The organism is Streptomyces sp. NPDC090022 (assembly GCF_044748145.1).
GTDB lineage: Bacteria > Actinomycetota > Actinomycetes > Streptomycetales > Streptomycetaceae > Streptomyces.
Genome location: NZ_JBIVFN010000011.1, coordinates 82,468 through 103,601 on the forward strand (window position 1 = coordinate 82,468; position 21,134 = coordinate 103,601).

Here is a 21,134-nt window from a genome sequence, read left to right on the forward strand (position 1 = left end):
CGAGCGGCTGAGCTGAGCCGTAGCGGAGGGTAGGGGTCGCCCCGAGGAACGAGGGGCGGCACCTGCCCGCAGCGCAGGCGAAGCTCAGCGCGACCGAGAACGCGAGCGGCTGAGCTGAGCCGTAGCGGAGGGTAGGGGTCGCCCCGAGGAACGAGGGGCGGCACCTGCCCGCAGCGCAGGCGAAGCTCAGCGCGACCAAGAACGCGAGCGGCTGAGCTGAACGGCCGCGCTCGGGTCGCGCGTCGCTACTGACAGCGATTCCAATCCCGCCGCGGCCGACCTGTGACCGAATCTCCCCCAGGATGTGACCTTTGTCCTGGGGGATCGGTATTTACGCAGGTCAGGCGAGGTGCGCCTATGATCGCCGGGGCGAAAGACCTGTCCATTTCGTGACGTAATGCACTGCACGCCATTCCCAGGTCGGGTCAAGCTGTTGTAGGAAGTCGGGGGATCGGAACACATCTGGAGTTAGTCAGTGAGCGCCATGTCTCTTGCCCTGCTGCTGACCACGGCCGCTGCCACGGCCGTGGGCGCTGCTGCGCTGCACGCGGTGCACAGCCTGCGCAAGCAGGTCACGGCCCTGCGCGGCGAGCTCGTCGCGTCGGTCCAGCCTCGCGGTACGACCGTCCCGCACGCCCGTCACGCCACCGAAACCCCGGCTGCCGAGATACGAGCCGCCGTGGCCGAGGCCCTCGCCGAGGAGCGCGAGCGCGAGCTGGCCGAGGCGCGCGCCTTCTGGGCCGCCCAGGAGGCCCGTGACGCCGCCGACGCCACCCCCCGCTTCGCCGGGGACGCCCCGACCTCGCTGCTGGGCGGTATGCCCGGGCTCGGCGAGGACCACCCGCTCTTCCTGCCCCGGCAGGCGGACCTGGTGGGCCTGGACCCGATGGGTCTGGACCCGCTGGACCTGGAGCCGGTGCTCGGGGACGAGGTGGACGAGTACCCGGAGGACTCCCCCGAGCTGGCCGCCGCCCGCCGGCGCCACCCCTCGCACCCCGACTTCGTTCCGGTCCAGCCGAGCCCCGGCGCCGACCACGAGCGCACCGTCAGCCGCCTGGAAGAGCTCGCGCACGCCCGTACGGCCCTCGCGGACGTCCGCCCGGGCCCGCTGGGCACCCTGGACGTGTACGTCTTCACGGACGGCACCACGCTGTGCATGACCCCGGGCCACCGGGAGACCGCGGAGCGGCTGGCGGAGGCCCTGCGGTCGGGCACCGCGCCGGTCCTGCTCGGCGGCTCGGGCATCTCGGGGGCCTACGCGCTGACGTTCTCCTGCGGCGACTCCGACGACCCCGACAGCAACGTCTACATCCTCGCGGACCGCGTCATCGCCTCCCTCTGAGCGCCGACGCGCCGACGCGCTGACGCGACGCCCACGCGACGCGCCCACGCGCCGCCGTCTCCGGCTCAGCCCAGCGCTCTGGCTTCCGCCCGCTCCACCAGCGCCACGGCCTCGTCCAGCATCCCGGACGGGGCCGTTCGCGCGTCCGGGGAGTACGGGGCCTCGCGCAGGGCCTGGGCCAGGTCCAGCCCGGCGACGGCCACCTGGTCCCCGACGGCGAACAGTCCGGCGTCGGGCATCTCGCGGACCTCTGAGGCCCCCTCCAGCCGCTGTGCGCGCGCCGACAGCTCCCGGGCCAGCGCCAGGCCCTCGGCGGCCGCACCGCGCTGCAGGCGGCTCTGCGGGGCGGCGCGCAGCCGGTCGGCGAAACGTTCCACGACGGCGGTCAGGGGCGAGGTATCGAGCACCCGGCCGACCTTACGCGCCGTACACGCGCCATTGCCAACGGGCAAACGGTCGGGCACGGTGGCATGAAGAGAACAGCACGACGGCGATACCCCCGGAGGCGCCCATGTCCGTAGAGTTCTCCGAGCAGACCCACCGCAACATGATCGACCGCATCCCTCAGACCACCGGTCGTGAGATGTCCGACTGGCTCCGTACCGTCGACGAAGGTCCCTCCCTCGTCCGGTTCGAGGAGAAGCTCCACTGGCTGCGCGGCGCGTACGAGCTCTCGTACGGCCAGGCCAAAGCGATCATCCACGAGTACGACCTGCGCCGGGCCGCCAGAAAGTTCGGCTGACGCGCTGACCCGCTGATCCACGACGTCCGACCCCCTGACCCCTGACGCGGGAAGGCCCCGCGAGCGTCACGCTCGCGGGGCCTTCCCCGTGCTGTCTCCGGGACGATCAGTCGTCGCCCGAGAGGATCTGGAACAGGCGCAGCAGCTCCAGGTAGATCCACACCAGGGTCATGGTGAGGCCGAAGGCCGCCAGCCACGCCTCCTCGCGCGGGGCGCCGTAGGTGACGCCGTCCTCGACCTGCTTGAAGTCCAGGGCGAGGAAGCAGGCACCGAGGATGACGCCGATGACGCCGAACAGGATGCCGAGGCCACCGCTGCGGAAGCCGAGGCCGTCGCCGCCCGCGAAGACGGAGAACAGCAGGTTGGCGACCATGAGCAGCATGAAGCCCATGGCGGCGGCCATCACGAAGCCGTAGAAGCGCCGGTTGACGCGGATCCAGCCCATCTTGTAGGCGAAGAGGACCGCGGCGAAGACGCACATCGTGCCGAGGACGGCCTGGACGACCACGCCGGCGCCGATGTAGGTGCTGGTCGCGGAGCTGATGACGCCGAGGAAGACACCCTCGAACGCCGCGTAGCCGATGATCAGCGCCGGGGCCGGCTTGCTCTTGAAGGTCTGGACCAGGGCCAGGACCAGGGCGACGAGGGCGGCGCCGATGGCGATGCCGTACGACTTGCCGATGTTGGACGCGTCGACCGGCAGCGCGACCCAGGACAGGACCGCCGTCAGGATGACCGTGCCGAGCGTCATGGCCGTACGGGTCACGACGTCGTCGATGGTCATCGCGTTCGTCGTGGCCGGCGCCTGCGGCATGCCGGTCTGCGGGTCGGTCGCGTAAGGGTTGGTCGCGTACGGGTTCGTCGCGTACGGGTTGGTCGCGGCCCCGGCCTGCATCTGCGCCTGCGCGCCAAAGCCCGCGTAGCCGCCGTTGTCGCGGCTGAACCCCCGTCGCGAGAAGACCGGGTTACTGCTCCTCATCTCACTCCTCCATGGCCACCGGGCGCGGCCTTAGCACCCAGAGTAATGCGTTCGCAAAAGAATCACCCTACTGCTGGAGGAGGATCTTAGGAGAAGACAGCACGGCGCGCAGGAGGATATGAGGAGGCGGCGCGGCGTCCGGACGCGCGGCGGGAGTGCCCGGAGCCGGACTTGAACCGGCACGGCCCGAGGGCCAGCGAGGTTTAAGCTCGCCGTGTCTGCATTCCACCACCCGGGCAAGGCGTGCGGCTCCCGCGAGAAAAGCCTTGAACGCAATGGCGAGCCTAACCGGAAGCACCCTGTCACCGAACGGGTTGCATTCCGATGTTGTCTGATTTTATTGGCGCTTGAGGGTGCGTCAGGGCGCAGAACGCGTTGTCGGCCCCCGGTCCGGGACGATCACCGCCCGCCTGTGATTGACGGGATTTCGATGCCCGCGCCACCCGCCGCGCCACCCCGGGCCACCCCACGCCGTCCCCGGCCGTCCCCAGCCCCCACCGCGGCCCCCGCCCCCGCCCCGACCCCGACCTCTTCGCGACGGCCGTCATACCAGAGGAGGAGGCGCGCGGGCGGCGGGTCAGACTCCAGTGGGCCGACGAACGGTCACGGCGGCTGATCCGCGACGGGGGTGGCCGCGGCGACGATGGACACGTCCCCCCGCGATACGTCCCGCAGCACCGACAGGAGTTCCCTGTGACCACCATGAACTACGCCCCGCACACCACCCAGGCCGTGGCCGCCCGCGCCACCGGCCTCTCGAAGGTGTACGGCCAGGGCGAGACCCAGGTGGTCGCGCTCGACAACGTCTCGGTCGACTTCGGCCAGGGCCAGTTCACCGCGATCATGGGCCCCTCCGGCTCCGGCAAGTCGACGCTGATGCACTGCGTCGCGGGCCTGGACTCCTTCTCCTCCGGCTCCGTCCGCATCGGCGAGACCGAGCTCGGCTCCCTGAAGGACAAGCAGCTCACGCAGCTGCGCCGGGACAAGATCGGCTTCATCTTCCAGGCGTTCAACCTGCTGCCGACGCTGACGGCGCTGGAGAACATCACGCTCCCCATGGACATCGCCGGCCGCAAGCCCGACCAGCAGTGGCTGGAGACCGTGATCCACATGGTCGGCCTCTCCGGCCGCCTCGGCCACCGCCCCACCCAGCTCTCCGGCGGCCAGCAGCAGCGCGTGGCGGTCGCCCGCGCCCTGGCCTCCCGCCCCGAGATCATCTTCGGTGACGAGCCCACCGGAAACCTGGACTCGCGCTCGGGCGCCGAGGTGCTGGGCTTCCTGCGCAACTCCGTGCGCGAGCTCGGCCAGACCGTCGTCATGGTCACCCACGACCCCGTCGCCGCCTCCTACGCCGACCGCGTCATCTTCCTGGCCGACGGCCGGATCGTCGACGAGATGCTGCGCCCCACCGCCGACGGCGTCCTGGACCGCATGAAGGCGTTCGACGCCAAGGGCCGCACCAGCTGACCGGTCCTCCGCCCCCGACGCCACCGCACAGACTTCCAGCCCCCAGGACTGACACCCATGTTCCGTACCGCCCTGCGCAACGTCCTCGCGCACAAGGCCAGACTGCTGATGACGCTGCTCGCCGTCGTCCTCGGCGTCGCCTTCGTCTCCGGCACCTTCGTCTTCACCGACACCGTCAGCAAGGCGATGTCCGACCAGTCCCGCAAGAGCTACGACGGGGTGGCGGTCTCCGTCACCTCGTACGGCACCGGCCGCAACGAGGACGGTGAGAAGGAGGGCGAGCCGGGCATCGGCCAGCCGACCCTCGACAAGATCGCCAAGCTCGACGGCGTCGACTCCGTCTCCGGCCGCGTCTCCGGCTTCGCGGGCGTCGCGGACCGCAGCGGCAAGCTGATCGGCACCGGGTGGATCAACCAGGGTGCCAACTACGCCCCCGTCAAGGACGGCAAGGACCCGCGCTACACCTTCACGCAGGGCGCGGGCCCCGCCAAGGCCGACCAGGTCGCCCTCGACAAGGCCTCCGCCGAGACCGGCGCGTACAAGGTCGGTGACAAGATCCGGGTGGCGACCAACGGCCCGGTGAAGGAGTACACCCTCAGCGGTGTCTTCACCACCGAGGACGGCGCGGTCAACGCGGGCGGGTCCCTGGTGCTCTTCGACGCCAAGGTCGCGCAGGAGCTCTACCTCGTGCCCGGCTACTACAGCGAGCTGTCGGTGGCCGCGAAGTCCGGCGCCGACGCCGACACGCTGCTCTCCGCGATCAAGCCGATGGTCGGCGAGAACGCCCGCGCCGAGACGGGCGCCGCGCTCGCCGAGCGCAACGCCAAGGACATCGAGCAGGGCATGAGCGGCATGAAGACCGGCCTGCTGGGCTTCGGCTTCGTCGCGCTCTTCGTCAGCGTCTTCCTGATCTACAACACCTTCACCATGCTGGTCGCCCAGCGCACCAAGGAGCTGGCCCTGCTGCGCGCCGTCGGCGCCACCCGCGGCCAGGTCCGCAAGTCGGTGCTCAGCGAGGCCCTGCTGGTCGGTCTGCTCGCGTCCGCGATCGGCCTCGGCCTCGGTGTGCTCCTCGCCGTGGGGCTGCGCTCCGGGATGGACGCCTTCGGCGTCAAGATCCCGGCCGGTCCGCTGATCATCTCCCCGACCGCCGTCATCACCGCGCTCTGCGTCGGTGTCGTGATCACCGTGCTGGCCGCCTGGCTGCCGGCCCGGCGCACCGCGAAGATCCCGCCGGTCGCGGCCATGGGCAGCGCGCACCTGCCGCAGAGCACCAAGGGCCTGGTGGTCCTCAACAGCGTCGGCGGCACCATCACCGCCCTGGGCGCCGCGATGATCCTGTGGGGCTCCTCCAAGGGCGGTGAGACCGGCCGCTGGATCATCGGCGGCGGCGCGTTCTTCACGCTCGTGGGCATCGCCGTCCTCATCCCGATGCTCTCGCGTCCGCTGATCGCCCTGATCCGGCCGCTGCTGGAGCGGGTGTTCGGGGTCGCGGGCAACCTGGCCGCCCGCAACGCGGTCCGCAACCCGCGCCGTACCGGTGTCACCGCGGGCATGCTGACGATCGGTCTGACGCTGGTGACCGGCCTGACCGTGCTCGGCGTCACCATCGGCCAGGCCATCGACAAGTCGACCACGGACAACATCAAGGCCGACTACGTGCTGTCGATGGCCAGCGGCGACTCCCTGGACCCCACGGTCCTGACCGCGCTGGAGAAGGCGCCGGGCGTCACGGCGGTCTCCCCGCAGCAGTCCGGCTACTTCATCGACGGCGCCAAGACCTACCACTCCGCGTCCGGCGTCAACCCGGCCACCATCGACCGGCTGATCAACCTCAAGGTGGTCAGCGGCTCGACCGCCTCCCTCGCCCAGGGTCAGGTCGCGGTCGCCGACAAGACGGCCGAGAAGGCGGGCCTGTCGGTCGGCAGCACCATCGACGCCATGTTCGGCGACGGCAAGAAGCAGACCCTGAAGATCGGTGCGGTCTACGAGGAGAACGAGCTCGTCTCCCCGTACGTCATGGACGCCAGGCTGATCGGCGCGGAGGAGGGCGCGAAGCCCGAGATCCGCCAGGTCTTCGTGAAGATGGACGGCGGCGAGTCCAAGGCCAACGAGCAGAAGGTCATCGACGCGCTCGGCGACAACCCGGCCATCAAGATCGCCGACAAGCAGGACATGCGCAACGAGATGGGCGGCGTCATCAACCTGATGCTGAACCTGATGTACGGCCTGCTCGGCATGGCGCTGATCATCGCGGTGCTCGGTGTCGTCAACACCCTGGCGATGTCGGTCTTCGAGCGGACCCAGGAGATCGGCATGCTGCGGGCGGTCGGCCTCGACCGGGGCCGGGTCAAGAACATGATCCGCCTGGAGGCCGTGGTCATCTCGCTCTTCGGCGCGGTGCTCGGCATCGGGCTCGGCACCTTCCTCGCCTGGGCGCTGGGCCGCACCTTCAAGGCCAGCATCCCGGACTACGAGCTGGTGATCCCGTTCGACCGGATCGGCGTCTTCCTGCTGCTGGCCGGCGTGGTCGGCGTCCTGGCCGCCATGTGGCCGGCGCGCAGCGCGGCGAGGCTGAACATGCTGACCGCGATCAAGACCGAGTAGCGGCGGAGCCGGGCCCCCGGCCCGGCCCCGGGGACGCCGAAGGCCCCGCGACCTCCGAGGTCGCGGGGCCTTCGGCGTCCGGGCGGGCCGTGCGTCCGGGCGGGCGGTGCGTCAGGGCGCCGGCCAGTGGCGGGTGCGCAGGGGCAGGCCCGACGCCCCGGGGGCGGTGGCCCGTACCGCCAGGACCTGGTTGACGCCCAGCCGGTTGCGCTCGAAGCCGAGGGCCGAGGCGGCCATGTACAGCTGCCAGACCCGCGCCCGCCCCGGGGAGGTCAGGCGCACCGCCCGCTCCCAGTCGGCCTCCAGGCGGGCCACCCAGGCCCGCAGGGTCAGCGCGTAGTGCTCGCGCAGGGCCTCGACGTCGCGGACCTCGAAGCCGGCCCGCTCCAGCTCGCCGACCGTGCTGCCGAGCGGGGACAGCTCCCCGTCGGGGAAGACGTAGCGGTCGATGAACTCGTCCACGTGGTACGCCGATTCGTCGGCCTCGGGGCGACGCGCGATCTGGTGGTTCAGCAGCCGTCCGCCCGGCCGCAGCAGGGCGTAGAGGGTGCGGGCGTAGGCGCGGTAGCCGGCGGAGCCGACGTGTTCGGCCATGCCGATGGAGGAAATGGCGTCGTACGGCCCGTCCTTGACGTCCCGGTAGTCCTGGACGCGGATCTCGATCCGGTCCGCCAGGCCCTCCTCCGCAACCCGCTTGCGGGCGTACGCGGCCTGCTCCCCGGAGAGGGTGATGCCGGTGACCCGGGCGCCGTACTCGCGGGCCGCGTGCAGCGCCATGGAGCCCCAGCCGCACCCGACGTCCAGCAGCCGCGCGCCGGCGCCGAGGTCCAGCTTGCGGCAGACCAGGTCGAGTTTGGCGTGCTGGGCCTCCTCCAGGGTGCCGCCGGGCTGCCAGTAGGCGCACGAGTACACCATCGAGGGGCCGAGGACGAGCTCGTAGAAGGCGTTGCCGACGTCGTAGTGGTGGCTGACGGCCTGTTTGTCGCGGCCCCGGCTGTGGAGGGTCCCCGAACGCCGTACCGCCTCCTCCGGCGGCGGCGCGGGCGCGGGCAGCGGCCGGGCCAGGGCCACCAGGTCGCGTACGGCGGCCCGCGCGCCGGGGTCGCGCAGCAGGCCCACGGGCGTGGCGCCGCCGGGGGCGGGGTGCGGGACGGAGCCGCCGGGGCTCCCGGGGTTCCCGGGGCCGCCGGGACCCGCCGGGGCGGGCCGCCCGCGCTCCCACAGCACGCCCGCGACCCGGTCCAGCAGCTCGTACAGGTCGCCCTCGACGCTCAGTTCGCCCGCGACCCAGGCCCGGGCCAGGCCCAGCTCGCCGGGCTTCCACAGGATCCGGCGCAGCGCGCGGCGGTGGTGGAAGACCAGGACCGGGCCGCCGGGCGGGCCCGCCTCGCTGCCGTCCCAGGCGCGGACGCGGACGGGCAGCACGGACCCCAGCAGGGTCTCGGCAAGAGCGGCCAGCCGCGGCGCGGCGTCGGTCATGGCGCACACCTCCAGATTGGCTCCGACGCATGCGTCTACCCAACTCGCGCCCCGGGTACGCCGAAGGGGCCGCCCGCACCACGGATGGCGGGCGGCCCCTTCGGGGACGTGCTGGGTCAGGCGGGCGTCAGGACGCCTTGGCCTTCTCGGCCGGGGCAGCGGCGGCGGCCGGGGCCGGCGCCGGCTTGGCGGCCTCGTAGAACTCCTCGCGCGGCGTCTCCAGCGCGCCGAGGGAGACCACCTCGCGCTTGAGGAACATGCCGAGGGTCCAGTCGGCGAACACGCGGACCTTGCGGTTCCAGGTCGGCATGGCCATGCCGTGGTAGCCACGGTGCATGTACCAGGCGAGCCGGCCCTTGAGCTTGATCTTCATCTTGCCCATGACGATCATCGCGACGCCCTTGTGGAGGCCGAGGCCCGCCACCGCACCCTTGTTGTGGTGCTCGTACTCGCCCTGCGGGAAGCCCCGCATGCCCGAGATGACGTTGTCGCCGAGGACCTTGGCCTGGCGCAGCGCGTGCTGGGCGTTCGGCGGGCACCAGGCGTTCTCGACGCCGGCCTTGCGCAGCGCGACGTCCGGGACCTGGGCGTTGTCGCCCGCGGCCCAGATGTAGTCGGTGCCCTTGACCTGGAGGGTGGGCTCGCAGTCGACGTGGCCGCGCGGGCCCAGCGGCAGGCCGTAGCGGGCCAGCGCCGGGTTGGGCTTGACGCCCGCGGTCCACACGATGGTGTTGGAGTCGACCTCGAGGCCGTTCTTCAGCACCACGTGGCCGTCCACGCAGGAGTCCATGGAGGTGTTGAGGTAGATCTCGATGCCGCGGGACTCGAGGTGCTCCTTGCCCCAGGTGCCGAGCTTGGGCCCGACCTCGGGGAGGATCTTGTCGGCGGCGTCCACCAGGATGAAGCGCATGTCCTCGCGCTTGATCGTGGTGTAGTACTTCGCGGCGTCGCGGGCCATGTCCTCGACCTCGCCGATCGTCTCGGCGCCGGCGAAGCCGCCGCCGACGAAGACGAAGGTGAGGGCCTTGCGGCGGACGTTCTCGTCCGTCGTGGACTCGGCCTTGTCGAGCTGCTCGAGTACGTGGTTGCGCAGGCCGATGCCCTCTTCGACACCCTTCATGCCGATGCCCTGCTCGGCGAGGCCGGGGATCGGGAAGGTGCGGGAGATGGCGCCGAGCGCGATCACCAGGTAGTCGAAGGGCAGCTCGTACGCCTCGCCGACGAGCGGCGTGACGACGGCGACCTTGCGGTCCTGGTCGATGGTGGTGACCCGGCCGGTGAGAACCTCAGCCTTGGGCAGCACGCGTCGCAGCGGGACGACGACGTGCCGAGGCGAGATACTGCCTGCGGCCACTTCGGGGAGGAAGGGCTGGTAGGTCATGTACGAACGCGGGTCGACGACCGTGACGGTCGCCTCGCCGTAGCGCATCTTCTTCATGATGCGCTTGGCTGCGTACAGGCCTACGTACCCACCTCCTACTACGAGGATCCTGGGACGCTCCGTGGTGCTCATGGAACGAGTATCCAGCACTCGATGGGGCGTCGCTCGTGAGGGTCTTCACAAGCAGCGGGGAGGCCTCTGTTACACTGCGCGACCCACGTGACCCAGGTCATGACCCGCAACGGGAACCATGGGGTACCCGGGGACGTTGTTCACCCGTCCTGAACTGGCCTCCAGGCCCTCGGGAGGACTGGACCACCGCCTTCGTGGATACCTCCGACGCGGATCCAGTGGTGTCCACTCTTCGCACGAACGCGGGCATGAAAGAGGCCTGCGGGCCTCGGAAGGGGCTCGAACCACCCATTCCTTGGCCCAACAGGCCTCTTTTCCTTGTGAAGAACTTCACGAAGTTCGTCCGGAGAGCCGCCCCGGCGACCCCCGCCAGGCCCCCGTCAGACGGCGGACCAGGCGATTCCGTCCAGGATGTCGTGCTCCGAGACCACCACTTCCGAGGCCCCGGTGCGCTCCATGACCGCCAGCAGGACGAGGGCTCCGGCGCCGATCACGTCGACCCGGCCGGGGTGCATGACACCGAGCTCGGCGCGCTGGGCGTGGGTCTCGGTGAGCATCCGGGCGCTGATCTCGCGGACCGCCTCGTAGGGGATCCGCGCGTGGTGGATCGCCTCGGAGTCGTACGCGTCCAGTCCCAGCGCGATCCCGGCGACCGTCGTCACCGAGCCGGCCAGGCCCACCAGGGTGCGTGCCTGCTCCAGCGGGACCCTCTCGGCGGCCCGGTCCAGGGCGGCCTCGATGTCGGCCCGTATGGCGGCGACCTGCGCCTCGGTCGGCGGGTCGGTGATCACACCGTCCACGACCAGGTGGCGCTCGGTCATCCGGACGCAGCCCACGTCGACCGAGCGGGCCGCCCGTACGTGGGTGTCGCCGACCACGAACTCCGTCGAGCCGCCGCCGATGTCCACCACCAGGAAGGGGCGGTCCAGGTCGGCGCGGCCGGCCAGGGACTTGGTGGCGCCGGTGAAGGAGAACTCGGCCTCGTCGTCACCGGAGATCACCTCGGGCTCCACGCCCAGGATGTCCAGAACGCCCCGGACGAAGACGTCGCGGTTCTCGGCGTCGCGCGAGGCCGAGGTGGCCACGAAGCGGACCTTCTCGGCGCCCAGCTCCTTGATCACGGCGGCGTACTCGCGGCAGGCCGCGAACGTGCGCTCCAGGGCCTCCGGGGCCAGCCGGCCCGTCCGGTCCACGCCCTGGCCGAGCCGGACCACGGTCATCCGGCGGTCCAGGTCGGTCTGCTCGCCCGTCGCGGGGTCGCAGTCGGCGACCAGCAGGCGGATGGAGTTCGTACCGCAGTCGACGGCGGCGACCCGGGTCACGCGGACTCCCCCGGCAGCTCGTCCTTCTTCTCCCCGCACGGGGTGACGCACGGGCCCTTGGCCCACCACTCGGGCAGCATCGCGAGCGCCTCGTCACCGAAGGGGTTGACCCCCGGGCCCGCGGCCAGCGAGTGGCCGACCAGCACGTGCAGGCACTTGACGCGGTCGGGCATGCCGCCCGCGCTCGGGAAGCCCTGGAGCACCTCGATCGCGTCGCGGCGCCGGATGTAGTCCTCGTGCGCCTTCTGGTACGCGGCGGCCAGCTCGGGGTCCTCGGCGAGGCGGGCCTGCATCTCCTTCATGACCCCGTTGGCCTCCAGCGTGCCGATCGCGGAGGCGGCGCGCGGGCAGGTCAGGTAGTAGAGGGTCGGGAAGGGGGTGCCGTCGGGCAGCCGCGGCGCGGTCTCGACGACGTCCGGCTGGCCGCAGGGACAGCGGTGCGCGATGGCGCGCAGCCCGCGCGGCGGGCGGCCGAGCTGCTGCTCGAACGCCTCGATGTCGGCGTCGGTCGGCTCGGTCCGTTCGGTCTGGGGCGGGGGCGTCTGCATGCCTGGAGGAAGTCTCTTCGTTCGCGGTTCGGTGGTCGGATGGGGTGGGTGGCTCAGCGGCCGCCGCGGTCGGGGCGGTCGGCCTTGTCGACGCCGTCCCAGACGTTGGAGTACCAGGGGCGGTCCGCCGCGTCCTTTCCGGTACGGCGCTTCTCCTCGGCCTCGGCGTCCGGGTCGATCACGGTGTAGCCGATCTCCCCGGGCCGGACGTAGTGCAGGTGCTTGCGCGCCTGCTGCTCCACGTAGGCCGGGTCCTGCCAGCGGGCCTTCTCGTCGCGCAGCTCCTCGAGGCGCTGGCGCGCCTCGTCGGCGGTCCGCTGCTGCTCCGCGATCTCCGAGCGCTGGGAGACGTACTGGCGCATCGGATACGCGAGGGCGACGACCAGCGTACAGAGCACGAGCACGAGCAGGGCGGCGCGGCCGGTGAGGCGGCTGCGGCGGACCTGACGGCGCGACTGCGAGCGGTAGACGTGGGCCGCGGTCCGCTCGCCGAGCTGCTTGAGCCTGGTCGCGGTGGAGAACCGATCCCGGTTCCCGGCCATGGCTGTCGCCTCCCCTGGTAAGCGCGTACGTCCCCGCACACGGTACGGGACCGGGTGCGGGGACGTACGGAGGCGCTGAAGGTGTCAGCCCATCAGGCGCGGGGCGCCGGGCTGCCCGACGGGTGTCAGCCCTTGAAGCGGGGGAACGCGCTGCGGCCCGCGTACACCGCGGCGTCGTCGAGGATCTCCTCGATGCGCAGCAGCTGGTTGTACTTGGCGACGCGGTCCGAGCGGGCCGGGGCGCCGGTCTTGATCTGGCCGCAGTTCACGGCGACGGCGAGGTCGGCGATGGTGACGTCCTCGGTCTCGCCGGAGCGGTGCGACATCATGCACTTGAAGCCGTTGCGCTGGGCCATCTCGACGGCGTCGAGGGTCTCGGTCAGCGAACCGATCTGATTCACCTTGACGAGCAGGGCGTTCGCGGAGCCCTCCTCGATACCGCGGGCCAGACGCTCGGGGTTGGTGACGAAGAGGTCGTCGCCGACGATCTGGACGCGGGCGCCGAGCTTGTCGGTGATGACCTTCCAGCCGGCCCAGTCGTCCTCGAACAGCGGGTCCTCGATGGAGACCAGCGGGTAGGCGTCGACGAGGCCCTCGTAGTACTCGGTCATCTCGGCGGCCGAGCGGGACTGGCCCTCGAACTCGTACTTGCCGTCCTTGTAGAACTCGGACGCGGCGACGTCGAGCGCGAGCGCGATGTCCTTGCCCGGGATGTAGCCGGCCTGCTTGATGGCCTCGACGATGAGGTCGAGCGCGGCGCGGTTGGACTCCAGGTTCGGGGCGAAGCCGCCCTCGTCGCCCAGACCGGTGGACAGGCCCTTGGTGTGCAGGACCTTCTTGAGGGTGTGGTAGACCTCCGCACCCCAGCGCAGGGCCTCGGAGAAGGACTCCGCGCCGATCGGCGCGATCATGAACTCCTGGATGTCGACGTTGGAGTCGGCGTGCGACCCACCGTTGAGGATGTTCATCATCGGAACGGGCAGCAGGTGCGCGTTCGGGCCGCCGAGGTAGCGGAAGAGCGGGAGGTCCGAGGCCTCGGACGCGGCGTGCGCGACGGCCAGGGAGACGCCGAGGATGGCGTTGGCGCCGAGGGAGCCCTTGTTGTCGGTGGCGTCCAGGTCGAACATGGCCTGGTCGATCAGGCGCTGCTCGGTGGCGTCGTAGCCGACGAGCTCCGGGCCGATCTGCTCGATGACCGCGAGGACGGCCTTCTCGACGCCCTTGCCCATGTAGCGGTTCGGGTCGCCGTCGCGGAGCTCAATGGCCTCGAAGGCACCGGTGGAGGCGCCGGACGGAACGGCAGCACGGCCGGTGCTGCCGTCGTCGAGGCCCACCTCGACCTCGACCGTGGGGTTGCCTCGGGAGTCCAGGATTTCCCGGGCTACGACGACGTCGATGGACGGCACGAGCATCTCCTTCTGGGATGTGACGCTGGGTGTGCGGGGGCGGGGGCCGTGGGACGGCCCTGCCGCACTAGAGCCTAACCGGATCCGGGCAGTCGGCCTGCCGACCGCCCGCCCCCTGGGACGAAAAAGGGTCCGAATACCCGTGTTCCGTCATATAAGACCCATGATCAACAGGCGTTCCGTCCGGAAAGACGCCGCCGCCCGGCGCGTGAGGGGAGACGCGCCGGGCGGCGGGGAGGTACGCGTGTGGCGAACGTTTCGCGGTCAGGACCGCGAGTGTTGCGCCGTGGTTCAGCCGATCTTCAGCTTCTGGCCGGGGAAGATCAGGTCCGCGTCCTTGACGATGTCCTTGTTCAGCTCGAACAGCTGCTGCCAGCCGCCCTTGACGCCGTGGGCCTCGGCGATGGTGCTGAGGGTGTCGCCGGCCTTGACCTCGTAGGAGCCGTTGCCGGTCAGCGGGGCCGGGGCGGGCTTGGAGACCGGCGCCGGGGTGGCCGCGCGCTCGGAGCGGGTGACGGGGGCCTCGGAGCGCGGGGTCTCCTTCTTCGGCGCCGCGGCCTTCGTCTCCGTCTTCTTGGTCTCGGTCTTCTTGGTCTCGGTCTTCGGCTTGGCCGGCGTCTGGGTGCCGCCGCCGTTGTAGGCCGCGTTGGTCAGGCCCTTGCCGCAGTGCGGCCAGGCGCCCTTGCCCTGGCCCTTGAGGACCTTCTCGGCGATGGCTATCTGCTGCGCCTTGGTGGCCTGGTTGGCCTGCGGGGCGTACGCCTTGCCGCCGAAGCCGGCCCAGGTGGAGGCGGAGAACTGCAGACCGCCGTAGTAGCCGTTGCCGGTGTTGATGGACCAGTTGCCGCCGGACTCGCACGCGGCGACGGCGTCCCACTGCGAGGCGGTGGCGGCGTTCGCGGTGCCCGCGGCCATCAGCGGGGCGGCGATCGCGGCACCGGTGACACCGGCGAGCGTGACGATGCGGGTCGCCTTGGAGGCGCGGCGGTGCTTGCCCTTGCCGGAAAGCAGCATGGAACTTCTCCTCACCGACGCCTGCGAGGTGAGCTGTCGGGTTCGGGCGAGTGAGTTGCCCGGCCGCGCGACCTAGCGCGCGGCTTAACCCCTAGCCGTTCCCGTGACCATCTCTCAATGGCCGGTCCCGGCACCTACCTTGGGTCCCCCGCTCCTGCCTTCGGCGCTTGACGCGACGACTGTTCCCTCCGTCCGCCGGCAGGATTCGGCGATGCGGTCGAAGGGGCCCGCGGTGGCGAGCGATTCAGAAGGTAGACAGGTCTCCGCCCGATGTTCAACGAGCGCATTCGCCGGAAACCGCCCCTACTTGCACTCCTGAAAGGGATGTTTGCGCAGGTGAGGGGCGGGTTTGCGGCATTCCACAAACGAGACACGCCAGTTGACCGGAAGAGACGCATGTCTCACTTACACGAAACGGACATTGGGGCGTTTCCACCCGCCTGAAGTGCCCCTATTTCGGGGTTACGTCCAGATTCTGTCCGGGCTTGATCAGGTCCGCGTCCTTGCCGATGACCTGCTCATTGGCCTCGTAAAGGGCGTTCCAGCCGCCCTTGAGGCCGTTGGCGTCCGCGATGTCCGTCAGGTTGTCACCCGGCTTCACCGTGTACGTCGGTTCCGGGGCGGGTCCGGGGGCGGCCGGACTCTCGGCGGCCGGGGCGCCGCGGTGGCGTCCGGTGCCCTCGGCGGAGTCCGGCGTCGGGGTGTTGCCCGGCGCGGTCGTACCGCCCGCCGGAGCGGTGGGGTCGACCGGGGTGCCCGGGACGGTGGGGGCGGCCGGGACCGTCGGGGCGGCCGGGTCGGTGGAGGCGCCGGGGGTGCCCGGGGTCCCGGGGGTACCCGGCGTGGCGGGGGCGCCCGGGGTGGCGGGCGGCGTCACCGGAGGCAGCACCGAGGGCGTCGAGGTCACGTCCGGGGCGGGCATGACGGGCAGTCCGGGCATTCCGGGCGCCGTGGGCAGCAGCGGCTCGTTGATCGGCGGGGTGGTCGCCGGGACCGAGGGGCCGGCCGAGTGGCCGGGGATCTGCGGGGTGTCGCCGGATCCCTCGGAGGGGCGCAGCGGGGCCGGGTCGACCGGGCGGGGGGCGCCGGGCACGCCGGGGTCCACATCGGCGGCCGGGCCGTGCTGGACCAGGCCCGCCTTCTCCGCGCACACCGGCCACGCCTGGGGGCCCTGGGAGGCCAGCACCTGCTCGGCGATGGCTATCTGCTGGGAGCGGCTGGCGAGGTCGGGGCGCTCGGCGTAGGCCAGCCCGCCCGCGTTCTTCCACTGCTCCTGCGTGAACTGCAGGCCGCCGTACGCGTCGCTGCCGAAGTTGGCGCTCCACGTGCCGCCGCTCTCGCACTCGGCGACCTTGTCCCACGTGGTGGCCTCCGCGGCGGTCGCGTTGGTGGCCGCCAGCAGCGGCAGGGCGAGCGCGGAGCCCGCGACTCCGGCGGTGACGACGATTGCGGGAGCCTGACGGGGGCGCCGGTGACGGCCGTTCCCGGAACGCATGAGGGTGGACCTTTCGCGTGACGGCAAAACACACCCGGTGAGGGGTGACGTGGAACCTAGCGCTCCTCGAACGCTTGTCACAAGTCGATGCAGCGCAGATCACGTGAAGGTCACAGTCGTGACGCCGGGTCAGTTAATTGCGGGGAGTGAAGCGGACCGGAAGCGTGCGCAGGCCACGCATGATGAGCCCGCCGCGCCAGCGCAGCTCCGAGGGGTCCACGGCGAGCTCGAGATCCGGCAGACGCGTCAGCAAAGTCGCCAGCGCCGTCTGCCCCTCCAGCCGGGCCAGCGGCGCGCCCAGGCAGTAGTGGATGCCGTGGCCGTATCCGAGGTGCTGGTTGTCGGTGCGCGCGAGGTCCAGGGTGTCGGGCGCGGCGAAGCGCTCCGGGTCCCGGTCGGCGGCCGCGAGCACGACCAGGACCGGGTCGCCGGCCGCGATGTCCTGGCCGCCGAGGGTCAGCGGGCGGGTGGCGAACCGCCAGGTGGCCAGCTCCACCGGGCCGTCGTAGCGCAGCAGCTCCTCGACCCCGGTGGCGAGCAGCTCGCTCTCCCCGGCGGCGAGGGAGGCCTGGAGGCGGGCGCGCTCGCCGGGGTTCATGAAGAGGGAGTGGACGCCGTTGCCGATGAGGTTCACGGTCGTCTCGAACCCGGCGAAGAGGAGGATGAAGGCCATGGCGGCGGCCTCGTTCTCCGTCAGGTGCTCGCCGTGGTCGCTCGCCCGGATCAGACCGGACATCAGGTCATCACCCAGATCATCCCTTTTGCGGTGGATGAGGTCGACCAGGTAGGTCCGCATCTGCTTCACCGACCGGGCGACGCCGCCGCGCGGACCGCCGCCGTGCCGGATCATCATCCCGGCCCAGTCGCGGAAGTCGTCCTGGTCCTCGCGCGGTACGCCGAGCATCTCGCAGATGGCGTAGATGGGGAGCGGGAAGGCGAACTCGTGGATGAGATCCGCTTCACCCCGGCTCGCGAAGCCGTCGATGAGATGGTCCGTCAGTTCCTGTACCCGCGGGGTGAATTCGGCGACCCGGCGCGGGGTGAACGCCTTCGAGACCAGCCGCCGCAGCCGGGTGTGGTCCGGCGGGTCGATGTTGAGCAGGTGGGTCATCAGCTCGGCCTTGCGCTCGCCCGGAATGCCCGTCTTGCCCTTGGCGTGCGCCGGCTCCGCGTGGTGCGCCGGATTCTTGCTCAGCCGCTGGTCGGCCAGCGCCTGGCGGGCGTCGGCGTACCGGGTCACCAGCCAGGCCTCGACCCCGCTGGGCAGCGTGGTGCGGTGCACCGGGGCGTGCTCGCGCAGCCAGGCGTACGCCGGGTACGGATCGGTGGCGAACTCCCAGTCGAAGAGGGTGGGAGCGGCGGGAACGGCGGGAGCGGGCGCGGCGGTGGGCTCGGCGGCGGGGTCATCGTGCACCGTCCGACGGTATCCCGGCCCGCCACCGGTCATCCCATATGGGCGGTTCGCCGCGGCTGTCCGCAGATCCCCCGGAGCTTGACCTGGCGTTCGGAGCCGATCCTACTGTCGGCTTTGTGGATGTGAGGATCTTGAAGAGCAGCTTCGCGGTGGTCGAGAGAAGGGCCGAGCACGCGGTCAAGTACTTCTACTCCCACCTCTTCTGGCACCACCCCGAGCTGCGCGACCTCTTCCCGCCCGCCTTCCTCGACATGGAGCGCCAGCGGGACCGGCTCTTCGCCGCGCTCACCCACATCGTCGCCCGCCTCGACGACGAGAGCCTGCTCCCCTATCTCCACGACCTCGGCCGCGACCACCGCAAGTTCCTGGTCCGCCCCGAGCACTACGCCGCCGTCGGCGCCAGCCTGCTCGCCGCGCTCGCCGAGGCCGCGGGCGAGGCCTGGACCCCGGAGACCGGCAAGGCGTGGACCGAGGCCTACCAGGTGATCGCCGACGCCATGACGGCCGGCGCCGCGAGCAGCCAGGAGCCGCCCTGGTGGGACGCCGAGGTGGTACGCCACCTGAAGTACGGCGAGGACATCGCCGTCCTGACCCTGCGCCCGCACGCCCCGCTGCCCCACCTGCCCGGCCAGTACGTCAGCGTCAGCAGCGCGCACGCGCCCGGGATCTGGCGCACGTACTCCCTCGGCAACGCGCCCCGCGCCGACCACACCCTGGACCTGCACGTCAGCCGGGTCGAGGACGGCCGGCTGAGCACCGCCCTGGTGCGGACCGTACGGCCCGGCGAGATGCTGCGGCTCGGCGCGGCCGGCGGCCGGCTGACGCTGCGCCGCGAGGGCCGCCCGCTCACCTTCATCGCGGCCGGCACCGGCTGGGCCCCGGTGCGGGCGATGCTGGAGGAACTGGAGCGGCACCCTCCCGACGCCGGCGCCCGGCTCTTCGCCGTCGCCCGCGACGCGGCCCACCTGTACGACCGCCCGCTCATCGACGCGTACGCGGACCGGCACGGCTGGCTGAGCGTCACGTACATCACCCCCGCCCCCGGCCGGCACCGCGACGAGGCCACCGAGCGGCTCGCGACCGCCCTGAGCCACCGCAGCATGTGGCCCGAGCAGGACGTCCACCTCAGCGGCCCGGCGCCGTTCATCGAGGACACGGCCCTCGTGCTCCGGGAGCTGGGCGCCCGACCCGAACGGATCTTCCACGACGCGGTCCCCGCCACGGCCCCGGCGCACGGCGGGCGCGGCCGGCCACTGGGTTTCGGCGAGTGGTTCCTCCAGCCGCCCGCCCCGCACTGGCACAACCCCGCGGGCCGCGCCCCGCACCACGGGTGAGGCTCTCCCCTCTATACGCACGGCCCGACGCACGGCCCGTACAGACGTGCGGCTCGGCGTACGGCCCGACGTACGGCCGGCCGGCGCCCGGTGCGTACGGCCGCTACGCGGCGGGGCCGCCGACGCCCTCGGCGGCGCGGATCGCGTCCCGGTACGTCCGGGCCGCCGCGCGCAGCGCGGTCTCGGGGTCGATGCCCGCCTCCTCGGCGCGGGCCGCGAGCGCGAGCAGCTCGTACCCGACGCCCTCGCCCCGCGGCAGCTCCACCGGCACCCCGCCGGCGCGGACCCGGCCCGCCAGCTTGGCCGCGAGCGCCAGGCCCGGCTGGCCCAGCGGGATCCCGTCGGTCACCGACTCGCGCCGCTTCTCCACCGCCTTGGTCCGCAGCCAGTGCGCGCGCACGTCGTCGGGGGTCTCGGCCTTCTCGTCGCCGAAGACGTGGGGGTGGCGGTGGACGAGCTTGGCGACCAGGGCCCCGGCCACGTCGTCGATCGAGAACGGCTCGGCGCCCTCGCCGTCCTCGCCGGGGTCCGCCTCCTCGGCGATCCGCGCGTGGAAGACCACCTGGAGCAGGACGTCGCCCAGTTCCTCCAGCAGTTCGTCGCGGTCGCCGTCCTCGATCGCCTCGACCAGCTCGTACGCCTCCTCTATGGCGTACTTCGCCAGCCCCTCGTGCGTCTTCTGCGAGGTCCACGGGCACTCGCGGCGGATCCGGTCCATGACCGCGACCAGGTCCAGCAGCCGCGCGCCGGGCAGGTCGTAGGAGCCGGGCAGCAGCTCCAGGCCGGGCATGGCGACCCGGCCGGAGCCGGCCAGCCGGGCCAGCCCGTCGGTCAGGCGCCGGTCGCCCTCGCCGGAGGGCAGCACGACGACGGTACGGCCCCCGGCGCACGCGTCGACCAGCTCGGACGCGTCGGGGCGCTCGAAGCCGACCGCGACGCCCGCCTCGCGCAGGTACGGCAGCTGCGGGTGGTCCGGGTCGGCGCACAGCACGCGGTCCGCGGTGCGCAGCGTCTGCCAGGCCGGCCACGACAGCACACCGGGGGCGACCCGGTGGCTGGTGGTCAGCAGGACGATGCGCCCGGTGCCGGACGGGGCTGCGGGCGTCGGCTCGGCGGGCGTCGGCTCGGCGGGCGTCGGCTCGGCGGGGGTGGTCTCGTCGGTCACCCCTCGAACCTACCTCCGTCCGGGCCGGTCAGGCTCCGGCAGGGGGCTGCTCGGGCCGGGTCCGCTGGGTGATCCACGGGGTGCCCTTGTCACCGAGGCCGATGGCCTGCGCGTCCCAGGTGCCGTAGCGCGGGTTGAGCTGGATGCGCATCTTCTCGGCGACCGCGCGGATCCCGTCGACCGCCTTGTCCTGGGATCCGTAGTGGTCGTACAGCTTGTCGCGCAGCAGCTTGAAGCGGAAGTCGTCGTCGATCTGGCCGGGGGCGACGACCGCCTGGAGGGCCGCCGCCTCCAGCTTGTCGGCGCCGCCGGCCCGCTCCACCTGGAGCTTGCGGAAGTCCTCGACCTCCTTGACGGTCACGGTCACCCCCGCGTCCTTGGCGGCCTTCTCCAGGACGGCCAGCTGGATCATGCGCTCCAGCTTGCTGCGTTCCAGCCCCGCGCTGCCGGAGATCAGGGCGGCCGCCTGCGGGGAGGCGTGCTGGGCCGCCCGTACGTCGTTGACCTTGGCCTGCACCGCGGACGTGGTGATCCGCTCGCCGCCGACCACGGCCGCCGTGCCGGGCCGGGCCTGGCCCGAGCAGGCCGTGAGCAGAGGGGCCGCCGCGAGCAGGGCGGCGGAGACGGAGAGCGCTGTGCGACGGTGCAAAGGAGCCTCCCGGGGCGCGGGCTTGGATTGTGCAGGGACGCACAAGGCCTTGCGGTGATCGATGGTATGCAGTCAGGGTGATCCGAGCCACCGGTTCGACCAACGATTCCGGGGGT

General features: G+C 71.8%; 18 protein-coding genes, 1 tRNA gene and 1 riboswitch. Of the genes, 5 read left to right on the plus strand and 14 right to left on the minus strand.

Annotation, left to right across the window (positions count from 1 at the left end):
• Positions 1–484: 484 nt before the first annotated feature.
• Complete coding sequence (locus tag ACIPXB_RS20745; RefSeq protein WP_401452161.1) at positions 485–1,342, plus strand: hypothetical protein; 858 nt, start codon at positions 485–487, stop codon at positions 1,340–1,342.
• Between the two features lie 65 nt (positions 1,343–1,407).
• On the opposite strand, the gene ACIPXB_RS20750 is transcribed toward ACIPXB_RS20745, so the two are convergent.
• Entirely contained in the window at positions 1,408–1,749 is a 342-nt protein-coding gene (locus tag ACIPXB_RS20750; protein ID WP_401451929.1) for a hypothetical protein, read from the minus strand.
• Positions 1,750–1,853: 104 nt separating this feature from the next.
• Between ACIPXB_RS20750 and ACIPXB_RS20755 the strand changes: the two genes are divergently transcribed.
• Positions 1,854–2,084 carry a DUF4287 domain-containing protein gene (locus ACIPXB_RS20755; RefSeq protein WP_401451932.1) on the plus strand — a complete coding sequence of 77 codons (231 nt, stop codon included), beginning with the start codon at positions 1,854–1,856 and terminating at the stop codon, positions 2,082–2,084.
• Positions 2,085–2,190: 106 nt separating this feature from the next.
• Here ACIPXB_RS20755 and ACIPXB_RS20760 read toward each other — a convergent pair whose 3' ends face one another.
• Positions 2,191–3,063, minus strand: coding sequence for a Bax inhibitor-1/YccA family protein (locus ACIPXB_RS20760; protein ID WP_401451934.1), 873 nt, complete (start codon positions 3,061–3,063; stop codon positions 2,191–2,193).
• A gap of 156 nt (positions 3,064–3,219) precedes the next feature.
• A tRNA-Leu gene (locus ACIPXB_RS20765) sits at positions 3,220–3,301 on the minus strand.
• 464 nt (positions 3,302–3,765) lie between these two features.
• Here ACIPXB_RS20765 and ACIPXB_RS20770 point away from each other — a divergent pair.
• Both ACIPXB_RS20770 and ACIPXB_RS20775 read left to right on the plus strand, forming a co-directional pair.
• Positions 3,766–4,530: an ABC transporter ATP-binding protein gene (locus ACIPXB_RS20770; protein WP_401452163.1), complete on the plus strand. Its 765-nt coding sequence runs from the start codon at positions 3,766–3,768 to the stop codon at positions 4,528–4,530.
• Between the two features lie 57 nt (positions 4,531–4,587).
• Positions 4,588–7,137 carry an ABC transporter permease gene (locus ACIPXB_RS20775; protein WP_401451937.1) on the plus strand — a complete coding sequence of 850 codons (2,550 nt, stop codon included), beginning with the start codon at positions 4,588–4,590 and terminating at the stop codon, positions 7,135–7,137.
• A gap of 111 nt (positions 7,138–7,248) precedes the next feature.
• Here the strand turns inward: ACIPXB_RS20775 and ACIPXB_RS20780 are convergent, their stop codons facing one another.
• From ACIPXB_RS20780 to ACIPXB_RS20820, 9 genes are all read right to left on the minus strand, one after another.
• On the minus strand, positions 7,249–8,616 hold the full coding sequence (locus tag ACIPXB_RS20780) for a class I SAM-dependent methyltransferase (RefSeq protein ID WP_401451939.1): 1,368 nt from the start codon (positions 8,614–8,616) through the stop codon (positions 7,249–7,251).
• 127 nt (positions 8,617–8,743) lie between these two features.
• The gene (locus ACIPXB_RS20785; protein ID WP_401451941.1) at positions 8,744–10,129 is read right to left on the minus strand and encodes an NAD(P)/FAD-dependent oxidoreductase; all 1,386 of its coding nucleotides are present in this window, start codon (positions 10,127–10,129) and stop codon (positions 8,744–8,746) included.
• A gap of 380 nt (positions 10,130–10,509) precedes the next feature.
• Entirely contained in the window at positions 10,510–11,451 is a 942-nt protein-coding gene (locus tag ACIPXB_RS20790; protein ID WP_401451943.1) for an exopolyphosphatase, read from the minus strand.
• The gene (locus ACIPXB_RS20795) at positions 11,448–11,999 is read right to left on the minus strand and encodes a DUF501 domain-containing protein (protein WP_401451946.1); all 552 of its coding nucleotides are present in this window, start codon (positions 11,997–11,999) and stop codon (positions 11,448–11,450) included. The genes ACIPXB_RS20790 and ACIPXB_RS20795 overlap by 4 nt, the downstream gene beginning before the upstream one ends.
• Before the next feature lie 53 nt (positions 12,000–12,052).
• Positions 12,053–12,541, minus strand: a complete 489-nt coding sequence (locus tag ACIPXB_RS20800) for a septum formation initiator family protein (protein ID WP_401451948.1) — start codon at positions 12,539–12,541, stop codon at positions 12,053–12,055.
• A 125-nt stretch (positions 12,542–12,666) separates the two neighbouring features.
• A complete protein-coding gene (eno, locus tag ACIPXB_RS20805) occupies positions 12,667–13,953 on the minus strand; it encodes a phosphopyruvate hydratase (protein ID WP_401451950.1) in 1,287 nt (428 codons plus the stop codon).
• Between the two features lie 285 nt (positions 13,954–14,238).
• Positions 14,239–14,961 (minus strand): transglycosylase family protein, encoded by a 723-nt coding sequence (locus tag ACIPXB_RS20810; RefSeq protein WP_401451952.1) that lies wholly within the window; start codon positions 14,959–14,961, stop codon positions 14,239–14,241.
• 3 nt (positions 14,962–14,964) lie between these two features.
• Positions 14,965–15,137: riboswitch (cyclic di-AMP (ydaO/yuaA leader) on the minus strand.
• Positions 15,138–15,412: 275 nt separating this feature from the next.
• Complete coding sequence (locus ACIPXB_RS20815) at positions 15,413–16,456, minus strand: transglycosylase family protein (protein WP_401451955.1); 1,044 nt, start codon at positions 16,454–16,456, stop codon at positions 15,413–15,415.
• Positions 16,457–16,589: 133 nt separating this feature from the next.
• Complete coding sequence (locus tag ACIPXB_RS20820; protein WP_401451957.1) at positions 16,590–17,870, minus strand: cytochrome P450; 1,281 nt, start codon at positions 17,868–17,870, stop codon at positions 16,590–16,592.
• Between the two features lie 122 nt (positions 17,871–17,992).
• On the opposite strand from ACIPXB_RS20820, the gene ACIPXB_RS20825 reads away from it, so the two are divergent.
• Positions 17,993–19,204 carry a globin domain-containing protein gene (locus ACIPXB_RS20825; protein WP_401451959.1) on the plus strand — a complete coding sequence of 404 codons (1,212 nt, stop codon included), beginning with the start codon at positions 17,993–17,995 and terminating at the stop codon, positions 19,202–19,204.
• Between the two features lie 103 nt (positions 19,205–19,307).
• On the opposite strand, the gene ACIPXB_RS20830 is transcribed toward ACIPXB_RS20825, so the two are convergent.
• Together ACIPXB_RS20830 and ACIPXB_RS20835 are read right to left on the minus strand one after the other, a co-directional pair.
• Positions 19,308–20,369, minus strand: coding sequence for a nucleoside triphosphate pyrophosphohydrolase (locus tag ACIPXB_RS20830; RefSeq protein WP_401451961.1), 1,062 nt, complete (start codon positions 20,367–20,369; stop codon positions 19,308–19,310).
• Between the two features lie 28 nt (positions 20,370–20,397).
• Positions 20,398–21,018, minus strand: a complete 621-nt coding sequence (locus ACIPXB_RS20835) for a SurA N-terminal domain-containing protein (protein WP_401451964.1) — start codon at positions 21,016–21,018, stop codon at positions 20,398–20,400.
• Positions 21,019–21,134: the final 116 nt, after the last annotated feature.